Raw genomic sequence first — 19149 nt, 5'->3', positions numbered from 1 at the left:
CCTCACCGTTCGTGGTCGGGGCCGCCGTGCGCGGCGTCTTCGGTGTCGGGGCCGCCGTACGCGGCCTCTTCGGCGTCGGGGCCGCCGTACGCGGCCTCTTCGAGTTCGCTCAGCACCTGTTCCTCCACGAGTTCCGCCAGGGCGGCGACGGTGCGGGAGACGAGGACGTCGCGGGGGGTGAGCGTGACGCCGAACGCGTCGTTGGCGCGGGAGGCGATCAGCAGGGCGCGCATGGAGTCGCCGCCGAGCAGGAAGTAGTCGTCCTCGGCGCCGACACCCGTGCGGAGGGTCTCCTCCCAGATGTCCGCCAGCGCCTCCTCGGTGGGCGTGCGGGGGGCCACGTACTCGGGGCGTTCCCGCTCCTCCTGCGGTGCCGGGGCGGGCAGGGCGGCCCGGTCGGTCTTGCCGTTCTCGGTGAGCGGGAAGCGGTCCAGCGCCACGAACGCCGACGGGACCATGTGGCCGGGCAGCGACCGGGCGGCCAGCGCGCGCAGTTCGGCGGCGGTGGGCGGCTGGGCGCCGGGGGCCGTGAGCAGGTGGGCGACCAGGCGCGGCAGCCCCGGTTCGTCCTCGCGTACGGTCACCACGGCGTCCAGCACCCCGGGATGGCGGACCAGGGTGGCCTCGACCTCGCCCGCCTCGATGCGGTGGCCGCGCAGCTTCAGCTGGTGGTCGCCGCGGCCCAGGTAGTGCAGTTCGCCCGCGCTGTCCCGGCGCACCAGGTCGCCGGTGCGGTACATGCGGGTGCCGGGCGGTCCGAACGGGTCGGCGGTGAACCGGGCCGCGGTCAGTCCGGGGCGGCCGAGGTAGCCGCGGGCCAGCGCCGGTCCGCTCAGCCACAGTTCGCCGGTGACGCCGTCGGGGACCGGCCGCAGCCGGGCGTCGAGGACGTAGACGCCGGTGGCGGGCAGCGGGCGGCCGATGGGCGGCGCGGTGCCGTCCGCCGTCAGGGGCGCGGACCAGGTGGCGACGACGGTGGCCTCGGTGGGGCCGTAGGAGTTGACCATGCGGTGGTGCGGGGCCCAGCGGGCGACGAGTTCGGCACCGCACGCGTCGGCACCGACGATCAGCGTGTTCAGGTCCGGGAGGGTGCCGGGGGTGTCGGGCGGCAGGGTGGCGAGCGCGGCCGGGGGCAGCAGGGTGTGCGTGATGCGCTCCGCCCGCAGCACGTCGGCCAGTTCCGCGCCGAGCAGCGGTCCCGGCCGGGGGACGACGAGCCGGGCGCCGTGCGGCAGGGACATGCACAGCTCCAGCACCGAGGCGTCGAAGCTGGGCGTGGCGAAGGCCAGCACCCGGTCGCCGGGGCCGACCTGGTAGTGGGCGGCCTCGGCGGCGCTGAACGCGGCGAGTCCGCGGTGGGTGACGACGACGCCCTTGGGGGTGCCGGTGGAGCCGGAGGTGTAGATGACGTAGGCCGGGTCGTCCAGGTCGAGGGGGCGGGTCCGGTCGGCGTCGGTGGGCCGGTGGCCGGGGACGTCGTCCGGCGGGGCGGCGAGCAGGCCCGCGATCTCCTTGGCGTCCAGGGTGAGGGCGGGGGCCGCGTCGCGCAGCATCAGGGCGATCCGCTCCTCGGGATAGGCGGGATCGACGGGCAGGAACGCGGCGCCGGCCTTCGCCACCGCGAGCTGCGCCAGCACCATGTCCGCGGAGCGGGGCAGCAGCAGCGCGACGAGGTCGCCGGGGCCGGCGCCCCGGGCGATGAGCCGGTGCGCGAGCCGGTTGGCCAGTTCCTCGGTCTGCGCGAACGTGAGCCGCGTGCCGGGCGCGTCGAGCGCGGGGCCGGGCGGCCGGCGGTCGACGGCGGCCTCCACGAGGGCGGGCAGGGTGGCGGCGGGGACCGAGCCGAGCGCGGGGCGGGCCGGTCCGCGCAGCAGCCGCTCCCGGTGGGCGGCGGGCAGCACGTCGAGGTCGTCGAGGCGGGCGGTGCCGTCGGAGGCGGCCAGGGCGTGCAGGGTGTGCAGCAGCTGTCCGGCCAGGGAGTCGGCGGTGGCCGCGTCGAAGTACCGCGGGTCGTAGCCGAGTTCGACTGCCAGCCGGTCACCGGGCGAGACGACCACGGTGAGCGGGTAGTTGGTGGCCTCCCGGGCGTCCAGGTCGCGCAGGGCGAGGCCGTGCGCCCCCGCGGTGGCGTCGCCGACCGGATAGTTCTCGAAGACCACGAGACTGTCGAACAGCGCTGTCCCGGGCGGCAGTTCACCGAGGGAGTGCAGCGTGTTGAGGGGCAGGTGATCGTGCCGGCGGTCCTCGGCGCGGGCTTCCTGCACCGCACGCAGCCAGGTGTCGCAGCGGGCCCCGCCGTCGACCCCGATCCGGGCGGGCAGCGTGGTGATGAACAGGCCGGTGATGGTGTCGGCGCCGGGCAGGTCCGCGGGCCGTCCGGAGACGGTGGCGCCGAAGCACACCTCCCGCTCCCCGCTCCACCGCGCCAGCAGCAGCGCCCAGGCGCCCTGGACCAGGGTGTTGAGGGTGAGGCGGTGCCGGCGGGCGAACTCCTGGAGCCGGCGTGTCTCCTCGGCGTCGAGCCGCCGCGACAGCCAGGTCCCGGAGCGGGCCGTGTCGCCCGGGGCGGGCCGGCGGTCGTACGGCAGCGGGGTCGGGGTGTTCAGTCCGGCCAGGACGCCACGCCAGTGCTCCTCGGCCCGGGCGGTGTCGCGGGCGGCCAGCCAGGCGGCGTAGTCCGCGAACGGCCTGCGCTCGGGCAGCCGGGGCCGCTCACCGCGGGCGAGGGCGGCGTACGCGGCCGTGACGTCGGACAGGACGTGGAAGACGCTCCAGCCGTCCAGCAGGACGTGGTGGAAGGTCCACACCACCCGTACCGCGTCCGGGCCGAGCCGGACCAGGGCCAGCCGCAGCAGCGGCGCCCGGTCCAGGACGAGGCCCCGGGCCCGCTCGTCGGCGAGCAGGCGCTCCAGCTCCGCGTCCTGCCGCCCGGCCGGGACACCGCTCCAGTCGTGTTCGGTGAGGGGCAGGGTCGCGTCGCGGTGGACGAGCTGGAGCGGTACGGGTACGCCGTGCAGGGCGACGGACGTGCGCAGCACGGGGGTGCGGTCCACGACGTGCTGCCAGGCGGCGGCCAGGGTCCGGAGGTCGTGGGCGCCCTGGGCCACGAAGGTGATCTGCTCGACGTACAGGCCGTGTTCGGCCTCGTCCAGACCGTGCATCACCATGCCGGTCTGCGTGGGGGTGAGCGGGTACACGTCGGTCACGTCCGCCCCGCCGCCGACGAGCCGGTCGACGGCCGCCTGGTCCAGCGGCGCCAGCGGGAAGTCGGAGGGGGTGCGGCCACCGGCGCCGGGTTCGGCGCAGTGCCGGACGATCGCGCGGAGTTCGTCGGTCAGCTCGGCCGCCAGCCGGGCGACGGTCTCCCGGCGGTGCACCTCGCGGGAGTACGACCAGGTGAACTCCAGCCTGCCGTCCGTGACCCGGCCGAGGACGTCGAGGAGATGCGGCCGGTCCGCCGAGCGGTCCATGCCGCCGGTGAGGCCGCCGTGAGGGGCGTGCAGCAGTCCGCCCGGGGCGGGAGCGGGGTCCGGCCGGCCCAGGTAGTTGAAGCAGATCTGCGGCAGGCCGGGCAGCCCGGCTCCGGCCGTGGGGTGCAGGTGGCGGAGCGCGCCGTGGCCGAGTCCGCCGTGCGGTACGGCCCGCAGGTTCTCCTTGACGGACTTCAGCACGGTGCCGGTGTCCGCGTCCCGGGGCACGTCCAGGGCGACCGGGAACATGGCGGTGAACCAGCCGACGGTCCGGCCGAGGTCGGTGTCCTCGAACAGCTCCTCGCGGCCGTGGCCCTCCAGGGTCACCGCGACGCGGTCCCGGCCGGTCCAGCGGGCCAGGACCCGGCCCAGCGCGCACAGCAGGACGTCGTTGACACGCGTGCGGTACACGTCCGGCACGTCCTGGAGCAGTCGGCGCGTGTCCTCGGCGTCGAGTCCGGCGCTCAGGCTCTCCTCGACGGCGACGGTGTTCGCGCCGCCGGTGTGGTCGGCCGGCAGGGCGGTGTCGGCGTCGATGCCCTGCCAGTGGGCGAGTTCGCCGTCGAAGCCGCCCGCCTCGGTGTGCGCGGCGAGCCGGCGGGCCCAGGTCCGGAACGAGGTGGTCTTGGGGCCGAGGACGGGCCGCCGGCCGTCGCGCAGGGCGCGGTAGGCGGCGTCCAGGTCCTCCACGATCGGCCGCCAGGACACGGCGTCCACCACCAGGTGGTGGGCGGCCAGCAGCAGCACCGGCCGGCCGCCGTCGGCCGGCCGGCACAGCGCGGCCCGCAGCAGCGGCCCGCGGGCCAGGTCGAAGCCGGCGCCGAGGGTGCCGGCCACCTCGTGCGGGACGGCCCCGTGATGCGCCTCCAGGTGCGGGGCGCAGTCGCCGGGCGCGGCGCCGAACTGCCGCCACCGCCCGTCGCCGGTGCGCTCGAACCGCAGCCGCAGCGCGTCGTGCTGCTCCAGTACGGCGGCCAGGGCGGCTCGCAGCAGCGTCTCGTCGGGGTCCGTGGCCAGCTCGAAGGAGACCGTCTGGCTGAAGTCGGCGGGGTCGCCGGTGAGGGTGTCGAGGAGCCAGTGCTGTACGGGGGTGAGCGGCATCTCGCCGGTCACCGGGCCCTGCTCGGCGGCGACGGCGGACACGGCGGGATCCGGGGCCCGCTCGGCGACGGCGGCGAGTTCGGCGAGGGTCTGGTGGGTGAACAGGTGCCGGGGCGTGAGCATGAGCCCGGCCCTGCGGGCGGCGGAGACGATCTGGATACCGAGGACGGAGTCGCCGCCGAGCGTGAAGTAGTTGTCGTCGGCGCCGACTTCGGGCACGCCGAGGACCTCGGCCCAGATCGCCGCGAGGGTCAGCTCCGCCTCGGTGTGCGGTGGCCGGCCGGCGTCGCCCGGGGCCGGGGCGGCCCACTCGGGCGCGGGCAGCGCCCGCCGGTCGAGCTTGCCGGTGGCACCGAGCGGCAGCCGCTCCAGCGGGACGACGAGGGCGGGCACCAGATGGTCGGGAAGGCTGCGGGCGAGGAAGGACCGCAGCTCGGCGGGTTCGGGCAGACCGTCCGGCCAGGACACCGCGCGACCGGCGGAGCCCGGCGAGGAGGCCGGTCGGGGCACCTGCCCGGCGGAGTCCGGCGAACCGGAGGGACCAGAGGGACCGGACGTCATGAGGGCAGCGGAGTCCGGCGAACCGGACGAGCCGGACGCCGTGGCACCGGCGGATTCCGGCGAGCCGGGCGGTCGGGGTACCACGTAGCCGATCAGCCGGCGGTGGCCCGCGTGTTCGACGACGCGGGCCGCTGCCGCCGCCACGGCCGGGTGGCGGGCCAGCGCGGCCTCCACCTCGCCGAGTTCGATGCGGAAGCCGCGCACCTTCACCTGGTCGTCGCCGCGGCCCAGGTAGACGAGGTCTCCGTCGGCCGTCCAGCGGACCAGGTCGCCGGTGCGGTACATGCGGCTGCCGGGCGGGCCGAACGGGTCGGGCAGGAAACGGGACGCGGTCAGGCCGGGACGCCCCAGATAGCCGCGGGCGACGCCGGTCCCGGCGAGGAACAGCTCGCCGGGCGCGCCCACGGGCACCGGGCGCATCCGCTCGTCCAGGGCGTAGGCGCGGGCGCCGCCGAGCGGCCGGCCGATCGGCGGGTCGCGGTCGGGGTCGGCCGGGTCGCAGGTGAAGGCGGTGGCGTAGACCGTGGCCTCGGTGGGGCCGTAGATGTTGCGCACCTGGCTGCCGGGGACGGCCGCGCGGACCCGGCCGACGGTCCGGGCGGGCAGCCCCTCCCCCGCGAGGACGACGGTGTCCGCGGTGATCCGCACGGCGTCCTCGGCGAGCAGCCGGTCCAGCGCCGAAGGCACCGCGCTGAGCAGTCCGGCCCGCCAGGGTCCGGGGCGCTCGGCGAGGGCCAGCAGGTCGCGGACGACCTCGACGCAGCCGCCGGAGAGCAGCGGCGAGAAGATCTCGAAGACCGACACGTCGAAGTTGAGCGAGGTGGAGGCCACCACATGGGCCAGCCCCCGGCCGGCGAACTCGGCCGCCGCCCAGTCGGTCAGGGCCAGCACGGAGGCGTGGCTGACGACCACGCCCTTGGGGCGGCCGGTCGAGCCGGAGGTGTGGATGACGTAGGCCGGATGGCCGGGCAGCAGGGTGCCGCGCCGCTCGTCGTCGCCGAGGGGGGTGTCCGGCGTCCCGGGGTCCGGCTCGTCGTCCAGCAGGATGCGGGTGAACGGGCCCTCGGGCAGCCGGCCGGCGGTCTCCGTGGCCGTGATCACGGCGTCGGGCCGTACGTCCGCGAAGAGGAACGCGACCCGCTCGGCCGGGTACTGGGGGTCGACCGGCAGATAGCCGGCGCCGCTCTTCAGCACCGCGAGGAGCGCCACGACGAGGTCGGCGGTGCGGGGCAGGCAGAGGGCGACGAAGCGCTCGGGTCCGGCGCCGGCGGCGACGAGCCGCCGGGCCAGCCGGCTGGAGCGGGCGTCGAGTTCGCGGTAGGTGAGGCGGGTGTCGCCGTGGCGGACGGCGGGGGCGTCCGGGGTGCGTTCGGCCTGTCGCCGGAACGCCTCGGGCAGGGTGTCGTGGGGTGCCTCGGCCGGCCGGCCGCCGAACCGGTCCACCAGCGCGCGCCCCTCGGCGGGGTCCAGCAGCGGCAGGTCGGCCAGGCGGCGGTCCGGGTCGGCGGCCATGCCGGTCAGCAGGGTGCGCAGGCTCTCGCCGAGCGCTGCCACCGTCGTGGCGTCGAAGGCGGCCGGGTCGTAGTCCAGGTTCACGGCCAGGGTGTCCCCGGGCGCGACGACCACGCTGAGCGGGTAGTTCGTCGGCTCCAGGTCCCGTTCCTGCTCCATGGCCAGACCGTGCCGGGCCAGTGCGCCCTCGTCGAAGGGGTAGTTCTCGAAGACCACGATGGAGTCGAACAGGCCGGTGCCGCCGGGCACCTCGCTCCACGACTGCACCTGGGCCAGCGGGACGAAGTCGTGGCGGCGGGCCTCCGACTGGGCGGCCTGCAGCTCGCGCAGCCAGTCCAGCAGCGGACGCCGTTCGTCGACGCGGACCCGGGTGGGCAGGGTGTTGATGAACAGGCCGACCATCGAGGTGACGCCCGGCAGTTCGGCGGGCCGGCCGGAGACGGTCGTACCGAACACCACGTCGGAGCCGCCGCCGTAGCGGGACAGCAGCAGCGCCCACGCCCCCTGGAGGACCGTGTTCAGCGTCAGTCCCGCCCGCTGCGCGGTCTCCCGCAGCCGTGCCGAGACGTCGGGGCCGAGGGTCGTGCGCACCGATCCGGAGGAGGAGGTGCGGTGGGCCTCGGCGGGCCGCCGGTCGCGGGGCAGCTCGGTGGGGGCCGGGAAGCCGGCGAGGGCCGCGCGCCAGTGCCGCTCGGCCCGGCCGGTGTCCCGCCCGGCCAGCCAGCGCAGATAGTCGGCGAAGGGCCGGCGCTCGGGCGGCTGCGGGCGGTGCCCGGCGGCCAGGGCGGCGTACCGCTCGCACACCTCGTCGAAGACCTGGGCCGCGCTCCAGCCGTCGAGCAGGACGTGGTGGAACGTCCACACGAGGCGGACCCGGTCGGGGGCGAGCCGGATCAGTGTCAGCCGCATCAGGGGCGCGGCCCCCAGGTCGATGCCCGCCTCCCGGTCCTCGGCGAGCAGCCGGTCCAGCTCCCGTGCGCGGCGGTCGGCGGGCCACGCGGTCCAGTCGTGGTGGGTGACGGGCACGCCGGCCCGGTGCCGGACGACCTGGAGCGGTTCCTGGGTCTCCCGCCACACCAGGTGCGTGCGCAGCACCGCGTTGGCGTCCGCGGTCTGCTGCCACGCCTCGGCGAGCGCGTGCGGGTCGGTGACGCCGGAGAGCACCAGCTGGACCTGGTTGACGTAGGTGCGGCCGTCGGGGTCCAGCAGGCTGTGGAAGAGCATGCCCGCCTGCATCGGGGTCAGCGGGTAGACGTCCTCGACGTCCCGTCCGTCCCCGGCGATCCGGTCGACGGCGGCCTGGTCCAGCCGGGCGAGGGGGAAGTCGGACGGGGTACGGCCGCCCGCGTCCGGGCGGGCGCAGTGCGCGACGATGTCGTCCAGCGCGCGCAGCATGCCGTCGGCGAGCGCGGCGACGGTCTCCTCGCGGTGCCGGCCGGCGCTGTAGTGCCAGGTGATCTCCAGCCGGTCGTCCTCGATCCGGGCCACGACGTCCAGCAGGTGCGGCCGTTCGGTGCCGGGTGCCTCCGCGCCGCCCAGGCCGCCGGGCACCGCCCCGATCAGGGTGCCGCCCTCGGCGGACCAGTCGAAACGGCCCAGGTAGTTGAAGCTGATGCCGGGCTCGGGCGCGCCGGTGACGCGGGGCTCGCGGGCGAGGTGGCGCAGCACGCCGTAGCCGAGTCCCCGGTCGGGTACGGCCCGCAGTTGCTCCTTCACCGACTTCAGTGCGGTGCCCCAGTCCCCCGCCGGGACGGTCAGGGCGACGGGGAAGAGCGAGGTGAACCAGCCGACCGTGCGGGACAGGTCGACGTCCTCGAAGAGCTGGTCCTCGCGGCCGTGTCCCTCCAGGCCGACGGCCACGGTGTCGCGTCCGGTCCAGTCGGCGAGGACCCGGCCCAGCGCGGTGAGCAGGACGTCGTCGATGCGGGTGCGGTAGACGCCGGGGACGCGGCGCAGGAGGCCGGCGGTGCGCTCGCGGTCCAGCCGGACGGTCACCTCGCGGACGTCGGCCGCGGTGTTGCCGCCGGCGAGGTCCTCGGGGAGCGGGGCGGCGCAGTGCCGGGCGGCGCTCTCCCAGTGGTCCCTCTGTGCCGCGAAGGTGCCGGCGCGCTCGCGCAGCCGGTGGGTCCACTCCCGTACGGAGGTGGTGCGGGCGGGCAGCCGTACGGGCTGTCCGGACGCGGCCTGCCGGTAGGCGGTCTCCAGGTCCTCCAGCAGGATCCGCCAGGAGACGCCGTCGACCACCAGGTGGTGGGCGACCAGCAGCAGCCGGGCGGGCCGGGTGCCGTCGGCGGTGAACAGGCGGGCGGTGATCAGGGGGCCCGTGTCCAGGCGGAGTCCGGTGTGGGCCGCCGCGGTGACGCGTTCCTCGTCCGCCGGGTCGTGGACGTGGAGCAGTTCGGGTGCCGGGCCGTCGGCGGCGGCGATGTCCTGCCGCCAGGCGCCCTCGCCGTCGCCACCGTCGCTGTCGAGGACGAACCGGGCGCGCAGGGCGTCGTGGCGGGTCCACAGGGCGGTGAGGGCGTGGCGCAGGGCGTCCTGGTCGACGGCGCCGGCCGGCTCGATGACGACGGACTGGTTGAAGAACGCGGGGTGGGCCGGGCGCGGGTCCAGGAACCAGTGCTGGATGGGCGTGAGGCCGGCCGCTCCGTCGACCGGTTCGGTGCCGGCGACGGCGGGCGCGGTCGCGCCGGTGGCGGCGGCCAGCTCGGCCACGGTGGGGTGCCGGAAGAGATCACGGGGGGTGAGGGTGAGTCCGGCGGCCCGGGCCCGGGACACCACCTGGATGCTGAGGATCGAGTCGCCGCCCAGCACGAAGAAGTTGTCGTCCGCGCCGACCCGTTCCACGCCGAGCAGTTCGGCCCAGATCCCGGCGAGGGTCCGCTCGGTCTCGGTGCGCGGGGCACGGTGGGCCCGCGCGCCGCCCGCCGACCAGTCGGGGGCGGGCAGCCGTCGCCGGTCGACCTTGCCGTTGACCGTCAGCGGCAGCTCGGGCACGGTGACGAACGCGGCGGGCAGCATGTAGTCGGGCAGTCCGGCGGCCAGGTGGGCGCGCAGCTCGGCGGCGTCCGGTACCGGCCCGGTGCCGGCCGGTACGAGGTGGGCGGCCAGCCGCTTGCGTCCGGCGTCCTCGTACAGGGAGACGACGGCCTCGGCGATGTCGGGGTGGGCGGTGAGCCGGGCCTCGATCTCGGCGGGTTCGACGCGGAAGCCGCGGATCTTGATCTGGTCGTCCGCGCGGCCGACGAAGTGCAGCTCGCCGTCGGGGCTCCAGCGCACGATGTCGCCGGTGCGGTACATGCGCGTGCCGGGCGGGCCGAAGGGATCGGCGACATAGCGGGCGGCGGTCGCCCCGGGCCGGCCCGCGTAGCCCCGGGCCAGCCCCGCGCCCGCGATGTACAGCTCGCCGGGGATGCCCGGGGGCTGCGGCTGCAGGGCATCGTCCAGGACGTGGACGCGGGTGTTGTCCAGCGGCCGTCCGATGGGCAGTACGGCGGGCAGGGGGTCGCCCGCCCGGAAGACGCGCCGGGTGGCGAAGGTGGTGGTCTCGGTGGGGCCGTAGCCGTCCACGACGGTCAGTCCGGGGCAGGCGTCCAGCACCCGGCGCACCACCGCGCCGGGCACGGCCTCGCCGCCCGTCCAGACCTCGCGGGCGCCGCGCAGGCAGCCGGGGTCCTCCTGGGCCAGGAGCCGGAACAGTCCCGCGGTCAGCCACAGGCAGCTCACCCCCTGCTCCGTCACGGCGTGCCGGACCAGGCCGGCGTCCAGGTCGGCCGGCGGGGCGAGCACGGCCGTGCCGCCGCGCAGCAGCGGTACCCAGACCTCGTAGGTGGCGGCGTCGAAGGCGTGCGGCGAGTGCACGAGGACCCGGTCGTGTCCGGTGAAGGCCCGGTCCAGGGCGAGCGCGGCGACGTCCCGCTGGCGCACCGCGACGCCCTTGGGGGTGCCGGTGGAGCCCGAAGTGAACATCAGGTACTGCACGTTGTCGGGATGGACGGCACGGGCGGGCGCGGAGCCGGCCGCGCCGGTGCCGGCGTCGCGCGTGGCCGTGGTGCGGGACGGCGTCACGGTGGTGTCGCCGACGCGCAGGACGCCGTCGCCGGGCAGCACCTGCCGGGCCGTCTCCTCCCATGCGGTGTCGGTGAGCAGCAGTCCGGCTCCGGCCTCGGTCAGCATCCGGCGCAGCCGCTCGGCCGGCGCCCTGCCGTCCAGCGGGACGTACACGCCGCCGGTGCGCACGAGGGCCAGCTGGACCACGATCAGCTCCACGGAACGGTCCATCAGGACCCCGACGGGGCGTTCCGGCCGTACGCCGTGCCCGGCGAGACGGTCCGCCAGCCGTGCGGCGCGGGCGTCGAGTTCGCGGTAGGTGACGTGCTCGTCCACGGCCTGCACGGCCACGGCGTCGGGGGTGCGGTCCGCCTGCGCGGCGAAGAGGTCCGCGACGGTGCTGTCGGGGAGGTCGGTGGCGGTGTCGTTCCAGGTGCGCAGGACCTGTTCGCGGCGGTCGGGGGTGAGCAGCGGCAGCCGGGCGGGCGGGCGCCGGGAACCGGCGGCCAGGCCGGTGAGCAGGACGGTCAGGTACTCGGCCATCCGCTCGGCGGTCCCGGCGTCGAACAGCTCGGGGTCGTAGCCGAGCCGCAGGGCCAGCTCCTCGCCCGGATAGGCGGTGAGACTCAGCGGGTAGTTGGTGGTCTCGATGCCCTCCAGGCCGCTCAGGCGCAGGCCGTGGGCGGCGGCGAGGTCGTCGTCCACCGGATAGTTCTCGAAGACGACGATGCTGTCGAACAGGGCCACCCGGTCGGGGAGTTCGGTGAACGTCTTCATCCGGGTGAGCGGCAGGTGGTCGTAGCGCCGGTCCTCGCTCTGGTCGTCCTGGAGCGCGCGCAGCCAGTCGAGCAGGGTGCCGTGGTCCGGGACGGCGACCCGGGTGGGCAGCGTGGTGATGAAGAGGCCGGTCATGGCCTCGGCGCCGGGCAGTTCGGGCGGCCGTCCGGAGACGGTGGTGCCGAACACCACCTCGTCCCGGCCCGCCTGCCGGCCCAGCAGCAGCGCCCAGGCGCCCTGCACCAGGGTGTTCAGGGTCAGGCCGGACGTCCGTGCCAGTTCCTCCAGGGTCCGGGTGGCGGACGCGGGCAGTGTGGCCCGGACCGCGTGCGTGGACTCGGCACGGTGGGCCTCGCGCGGCTCGCGGTCGTACGGCAGCGGTGTGGCCTCGGTGAGTCCGGACAGGCGGCTCTGCCAGTGCCGTTCGGCCGCCGTGGTGTCGCGCTGCCGCAGCCAGGCCACGTAGTCGCGGTGGGGCGGGCGGTGCGGGAGGGCGTCGGCGTCGGTCCCGGCGGCTTGCGCGAAGACGTCGGAGAGCACCTGGAACAGGCTCCAGCCGTCCAGGAGCAGATGGTGGAAGGACCACACCACGCGCACGGCGGTGTCGGAGACCCGGGCGAGCAGCAGGCGCTGCAGCGGGGCGCGCGCGAGGTCGATGCCGTCGGCGCGGTCGCGGGCCAGCAGGTCGTCCAGCCGGGCGCGGCTCTCCCGGGCTGTCAGGTCCCGCCAGTCCAGGTGGGTGACCGGCAGGTCCGCGTGGCGCTGCACCACGAGCAGCGGTTCGGGTACGTCGTGCCAGACGACCCGTCCGCGCAGCACCTCGCTGCGGTCGCTCACGTGCTGCCAGGCGGCGGCGAGGGCCTCCGGGTCGGGCACCCCGTCCAGGACGAACGTCAGCTGCTGGAAGTAGACACCGCGGTCGTCCTGGGACAGGCCGTGGAAGAGCATGCCGGCCTGGGTGGGGGTGAGCGGCAGGACGTCCGCGACCGCCGCGGGGTCCGTGCCGGTGATCCGGTCCACGGCGGCCTGGTCGAGCGGGGCCAGCGGGAAGTCGGACGGGGTGCGTCCGGCGGCTCCCGGCCGGGTGGCGTACCGGGCCAGGTCGGCGAGCGCGTCCGCGAAGCCCCGGGCCAGGGCCTGGACCGTGTCCTCCCGGTGCCGCCGGTCCGAGTAGAACCAGGTGAATTCGAGCTGGTCGTCGACCAGTTGTCCGACGACCTCCAGGGTGTGCGGGCGCTCGGCGGCCGGGTCGGCGTCCAGCTCCAGCGGCCGTACGGTGTCGCGGTAGAGGCCGTCGGCGCCCGTCGGCAGCCCCATCCGGCCCAGGTAGTTGAAGCTGACCTGCGCGGCCGGGGTGTGCGGCGCGGCCCCGGGACCGGCCAGGTGACGGAGCGCGTCGTGGCCCAGGCCGTGCCGGGGTACGGCGCGCAGCTGTTCCTTGACCCGCTTCAGCACGGCGTCCCAGCCGGCGTCCCCGGGGACGGCGAGCGCGACGGGGTAGCGGGTGGTGAACCAGCCGACCGTGCGGCTGATGTCCAGTTCGGCGAAGAGTTCCTCGCGTCCGTGTCCCTCCACGTCGACCACCACCCGGTCCCGCCCGGTCCAGGCGCACAGCGCCCGGCCGAGGGCGCTGAGCAGGACGTCGTTGGCCTGGGTGCGGTAGGTGTCGGGCAGGGTGCGCAGCAGGGCGGAGGTCTCTTCGGGGCTCAGGCGCACGGTGACCGCGCGCTGCGAGGCGTAGGTGTCGGCGCCCGCGGTCAGGTCGGTGGGGAGAGCGGGTTCGGTGCCGGGGACCGCCTCGGCCCAGTACGCGCGCTCGTCGTCGAAGCCGCCGTCCGCCGCGTGCGCGGACAGCCGGCGGGACCACTCCCTCAGCGGCGAGGACTTCGCGGGCAGCGCCGCGGTACCGTCCTCGCCGGCCCGGCGGGCCCGGTAGGCGCGGTCCAGGTCCTCCAGCAGCACCCGCCAGGAGACACCGTCGACCACCAGGTGGTGGACGGCGAGGTGCAGGACGCCCGGCTCGCCGGGCCCTCGGTCGTGCAGCACGGCCCGCAGCAGCGGTCCCCGGGCGAGGTCGAAGGGGCCGAAGTGGGGGGTGTCCGTCTCCGGGCCGGTGTGGCGGCCCAGCCGGACGGGGGGCATGTGCTCGTCGATGCGCCAGCTCACGCCGTGCGCCGTGCCGTCGGGGACGAAGCGGGAGCGCAGGGCGTCGTGGTGGGCGGCCAGGTCGTTCAGCGCGGCCTCCAGGGCCGCCGGGTCCAGGTCGTCGGGCACCTGGACGGTCAGCGCCTGGGCGTAGTGGCCGGCGCGCTCGGCGGCGGTGCCGAACAGCCAGTGCTGGATGGGGGTCAGGGGGGCCGTGCCGGTGGCCGTCCGCGCGGCCGGGGCGGCCCGGCGGGGGCCGCCCGCGGCGTCGGCGCAGCGGGCCAGGGCGGCGACCGTCTGGTGCCGGTAGACGTCCCGGGAGGTCAGCGGCAGGCCCTCCTGCCGGGCGCGGGCCACCACCTGGATGCTCAGGATCGAGTCGCCGCCGAGTTCGAAGAAGTTGTCGTCGACGCCGATCCGTTCGACGCGCAGCACCTCGGCCCAGATCGCGGCGAGCGCCCGCTCGGTGGGGGTGCGCGGCGCGACGTGCCGTACCGCGCGCACGGCCGGGCCCGGGTCGGGCAGCCGGCCGCGGTCGACCTTGCCGTTCGGGCTGAGCGGCAGGCCGTCCAGCACGACGACGACCGACGGCACCATGTAGTCGGGCAGCGTGCGGCCCAGTTCCCGGCGTACGGCCTCGGGTTCCGTTCGCTCCCCGGCCGCCGGGACCACATAGCCGACCAGGCGCCGGTGGCCGTCGCCGTCGGTGGCGGTGGTGGCCGCCGCCTCGGCCACGCCCGCGCAGCCGCGCAGCGCCTCCTCCACCTCGCCGAGTTCGATGCGGAAGCCGCGCACCTTGACCTGCTGGTCGATCCGGCCCACGTACTCCAGCCCGCCGTCGGCGCGGCGGCGCACCAGATCTCCGGTGCGGTACATGCGCTCCCCCGGCGCGCCGAACGGGTCGGCGACGAACCGGGCGGCGGTCAGTCCGGCACGGTGCAGATAGCCGCGGGCCAGGCCGCCGCCCCCGAGGTACAGCTCGCCGGTGACTCCGACGGGCTGGGGCCGCAGGGAGCGGTCCAGGACGTAGGCCCGGGTCTGCGCCACCGGCCCGCCGATGGGCGGGGCCTGCTCCGGCAGCCGGTCCTCGGCGAACCAGGCGGTGGCGTACACGGTGGCCTCGGTGGGGCCGTAGATGTTCGCTATCCGGCAGCCGGGCAGGGCGAGGCGCAGATCGTGCACCGTCTGCGCGGGCAGGGCCTCCCCGGCCAGGACGACGGTGTCCGCGGTCACGGGTGCCGTGCCGCCCGCGATCAGCCGGGAGACGACGGACGGCACCCCGCTGAGCAGCCCGGCCCGCCGGGGTCCGGCGCCGTCGGCGAGGGCCGGCAGGTCGGGGACGACCTCGACGGTGCCGCCGGCCGCCAGGGGGCAGAGCAGCTCGAAGACCGACACGTCGAAGTTGAGGGAGGTGGAGGCGATCACATGGGCCAGCCCCGCGCTCCCGAACGTCTCTGCCGCCCATGCGGCGAGCGCGGCGGCACTGCGGTGGGTGACCACGACCCCTTTGGGACGGCCGGTGGAGCCCGAGGTGTAGATGACGTAGGCGGGGTGGTCCGGCAGCAGCGGCCGGAGCCGGTCGGCGTCCGTCAGCTCGGTTTCGGCCGCGGCGGGTTCGGCGCAGTCCTCCAGGATCAGCGGGTCGCAGTCCGCGGGCAGGGCGGAGGCGGTCTCCCGGGTGGCGATCACGAGGGCGGGCCGGGCGTCGGTGAGCATGAGCCGGACGCGGTCGGCCGGATAGCCGGGGTCGACGGGGAGGTAGGCGGCGCCCGAGGCGAGCACCGCCCACAGCACGGGCACGAGGTCGGCGGAGCGGGGCAGGCACAGAGCGACCAGGCTCTCCGGACCCGCGCCGTGCGCGATCAGCAGCCGGGCCAGCCGGTGGGCGCGCCGGGCGACCTCGGCGTACTCCAGCCGGACCGGGCCGCAGACCACGGCGGTACGGCCGGGGGTCCGGGCCGCCTGGGCGGAGAACAGCGCGGGCAGCGTGGGCTGCGCGGTGTCCCGGGCCCGGCGTGCGGGCGGGTTCCAGGTGTCCACCAGGGTGCGCTGTTCCTCGGCCGAGAGCATGGGCAGCTCGGCCAGGGTGCGGCCCGGGCCGTCCGCCATGCCCTCCAGCAGGCGGTGCAGATGCGCGGTCAGCCGGGCCACGGTCGCCGTCTCGAACAGGTCCGTGTTGAACTCGGCGGTCAGCAGGCAGCCGCCGTCCGCGTCCGGGGTGAACTCCAGGACCAGGTCGAAGCGGGCGGCCGGGCGGGGCAGCGGGTACTCGGTGAAGCGCAGCCCGCCGGTGCGGGGCGGCACGGCGAACGGGGTCTGCTGCACGACGAGGGCCTGCACCAGCGGGGTCCGGCTGGGGTCGCGGGGCGGGGCCAGCTCCTCCACCACCCGGTCGAACGGCACCCCGTCGTGGGCGAAGGCGTCCAGCACCGTGGTGCGCATACCCTCCACGAACCGGTCCACGGTGGTCCGTTCGTCCACCTCGCCGCGCAGCACCACCGTGTTGGCGAAGAAGCCCGGCACCTCCTCCAGGTCCCGTCGGCCGCGCCCGGTGGTGACGGTGCCGAACGCGACGTCGCGCTGCCCCGAGTAGCGCGAGAACAGCAGCGCGGAGGCGCCCGCGAACAGGGTGAACAGGGTGGTGCCGCGGCCCGCGGCGAGCTGCCGCAGCCGGGCCACCAGCTCCGCGGGAAGCGTGTGCCGGTGGGCCGCTCCGGCGGTGGTGCGCACCGCGGGACGCGGCCGGTCGACGGGCAGCTCCAGGTGCTGGATGCCGCTCAGATGCCGTTTCCAGTACGCCAGATCGGCGGCGTCCCCGCCGATGGCCCGCTGCCGCCGCTCCCACACCGCGAAGTCCGGGTACTGCACGGCGGGTTGCGGGAGTCCGTCGGGCTCGCCGGTGGTCTCCGCGTGGTACAGGGCGGCCAGTTCACGGGTGAGGATGCCCACCGACCAGCCGTCGGTGACGATGTGGTGCTGGGCCAGGAGCAGCAGGTGGTCGTCGGCGGCGAGCCGGACGAGCAGGGCCCGGGTGAGCGGGCCGGTCGCCAGGTCGTAGGGGCGGCTCAGCTCCTCGGTGACCGCTTCCTCGGCGGCCTCGGCGCGGCGTGCGTCGGGTACTTCGGTGAGGTCGGCCGTCCGCAACGGCAGGTCCGGCTCGGGTGCGACTCGCTGTGCGCCCTGCCCGTCGGCCGAGGCGAACGTGGTGCGCAGGGAGGCGTGGCGGGCCGCGAGGCGGTGCAGGGAGCGGCGTAGCGCGTCCGGGTCCAGGGCGCCGCGCAGCCGCAGGGACACGCCGGTGTTGTACTCGGTGCCGCCCGCGGTGAGGTCGTCGAGGTACCAGAGCCGGCGCTGCGCGCTGGACAGCGGCAGGGTGTCCTCGGCCGGGGCCGGCGGGATCGGGTCCGCCGGTGCGGCGGCCGACGGGTCGGCGAGCAGCGGGGCCAGGGCGGCGACGGTACGCGCGGTGAAGACGTCCCGCAGGGTCAGCCGGACGCCCAGCTCGTCCCGGATCCGGGACAGGGCACGGGCGGCGAGGATCGATTCGCCGCCCAGGTCGAAGAAGTCGTCCGTCACGCCGACCGCGTCGACGCCGAGGACGTCCGCCCAGATCTCGGCGAGGGCCCGCTCCTCGGCCGAACGCGGCGCCACCCGGCCCGCGACGACCGTGCGCTCCGGGGCCGGCAGCGCCCGCCGGTCGATCTTGTGCTGCGGGGTGAGCGGCATCCGGTCCAGGACCACGACCGCCGACGGCACCATGTGAGCGGGCAGCACGGCGGCCACGGCCGCGCGCAGGGCGACCGGGTCCGGGCGCTCGGCGGCGGGGGTGTCGGGGGCGGTCGAGGCGGCCGGATCGACGGAGGTGGCGGTGCCGGCGTCGGCCACCGGGCCGGCCTCGGGGGCGAAGGCGTCGCGCCGGTCGGCGACGGCACCGCCCCCGTCGGTGGCGGCAGCGTCCCGGTCGGCGGGAGCCGGCTGTGCCGCCGGGGTGACGTACCCGACCAGCCGCTGGTGGCCCGGCTCGTCCTCGCGGACCACGACCACGGCCTCGCCGACCGCGCCGGCCCGGCGCAGGGCCGCCTCGATCTCGCCCGGTTCGATGCGGAAGCCGCGCAGCTTCACCTGCCGGTCCAGCCGGCCCAGGAACTCCAGTTCCCCGTCGGCGGTCCGGCGCGCCCGGTCGCCGGTGCGGTACAGGCGGGCGCCGGGCGGGCCGAAGGGGTCGGCGACGAAGCGGGCGGCGGTCAGCCCCGGACGCCCCAGGTAGCCGCGGGCGACGGCGTCGCCGCCCACGAACAGCTCGCCGTCCGTACCGGGCGGCACGGGGCGCAGTGCGGCGTCGAGGACGTACACCCGGGTGTGCGGCAGGGCGCCGCCGATCGTCGGGGTGCCGTGGCCGGCGGTGAGCGGACCGGTCCAGGTGGCGACGATGGTGGCCTCGGTCGGGCCATAGGAGTTGATCATGCGGCGGCCGGGGGCCCAGCGGTCCACGAGCTCGGCGGAGCAGGCCTCGGCGCCCACGATCAGCGTGCGCAGATGCCGCGCGGTGCCCTGTGCGGGGTCGGGCAGGGTGGCCAGCGCGGCGGGCGGTATGAGCGTGTGGGTGATGCGGTGCTCGTCCAGGACCGCGGCGAGTTCGTCGCCCAGCCAGGGGCCGTGCGGCGGTACGACGAGTGTGGCGCCGGTCAGGACGGAGATGCACAGTTCCAGGACGGAGGCGTCGAAGCTCGGCGAGGAGAACTGCAGCACCCGGTCGCCCGGGCCCACCGCGTACCGTTCGGCGGCGGCGGAGGTGAAGCCGCCGATGCCGCGGTGCGTGACCGTCACACCCTTCGGGGTACCGGTGGAACCGGAGGTGTAGATGACGTAGGCCGCGTGGTCGGCCGCGGCCTCGGCTCCGGTCGTGCCTCCGGCGGTGTCGCCGGTGTCCAGCAGTTCACTCACCCGGCGCGGGTCGTCCAGGGGGACCGTGGGCGCGGCGTCGGCGAGCATCAGCGCGCGGCGCTCGGCGGGGTAGGCGGGGTCCACGGGCAGGAAGGCGGCACCCGCCCGGGCGACGGCCAGTTCGGCCGCGATCAGTTCCATGGAACGCGGCAGCACCAGGGCGACCACCCGGTCGGGCCCGGCGCCGCGCCGGGTGAGGTGCGCGGCCAGGCGGTCGGCGCGCGCGGCGAGTTCGCGGTAGGTCCAGGTCCGCCGGCCGTCGGTGAGGGCCGGTGCGTCCGGGGTGCGGGCCACCCAGGCGGTGAACAGCTCGCCCAGCGTCGGAGAGGCCGGTGCCGCGGCGCTCTCCGGCGCGTCGGCGGTGGGGCCGGCCGCCGGCAGGGAGGACGCCGGTGCGGGCTTGTCGTGCAGGTCCGTCATGGGTGAAGTCCTTTGGAGAGCGGGACGTTGCGGCCCGGTGGGAGGCGAGCGGTTCCGGTCCCTCTGCGAGGGCGGCGCGCTGGTTCGGGGTGGCACAGCGGATGGGCGGGACGGGCTGCGGTGCTGCCGTGATTGCGGTCTCTGCTGCCGTACTGAGCCGTGTCCGGCG

The 19149-nt window shown here is 76.2% G+C and carries 1 protein-coding gene; it reads right to left on the bottom strand.

From position 1 onward, the window contains the following. Window positions 1-2 precede the first annotated feature (2 nt). The gene (locus tag ACZ7KF_RS06235) at window positions 3-18980 is read right to left on the bottom strand and encodes a non-ribosomal peptide synthetase (protein ID WP_471069771.1); all 18978 of its coding nucleotides are present in this window, start codon (window positions 18978-18980) and stop codon (window positions 3-5) included. Between the last annotated feature and the right edge of the window lie 169 nt (window positions 18981-19149).

The organism is Streptomyces sp. NPDC038200, from assembly GCF_055600785.1.
Note: the sequence above shows the minus strand (reverse complement) of the source record. Positions and strands in the feature narration are given on the sequence as shown.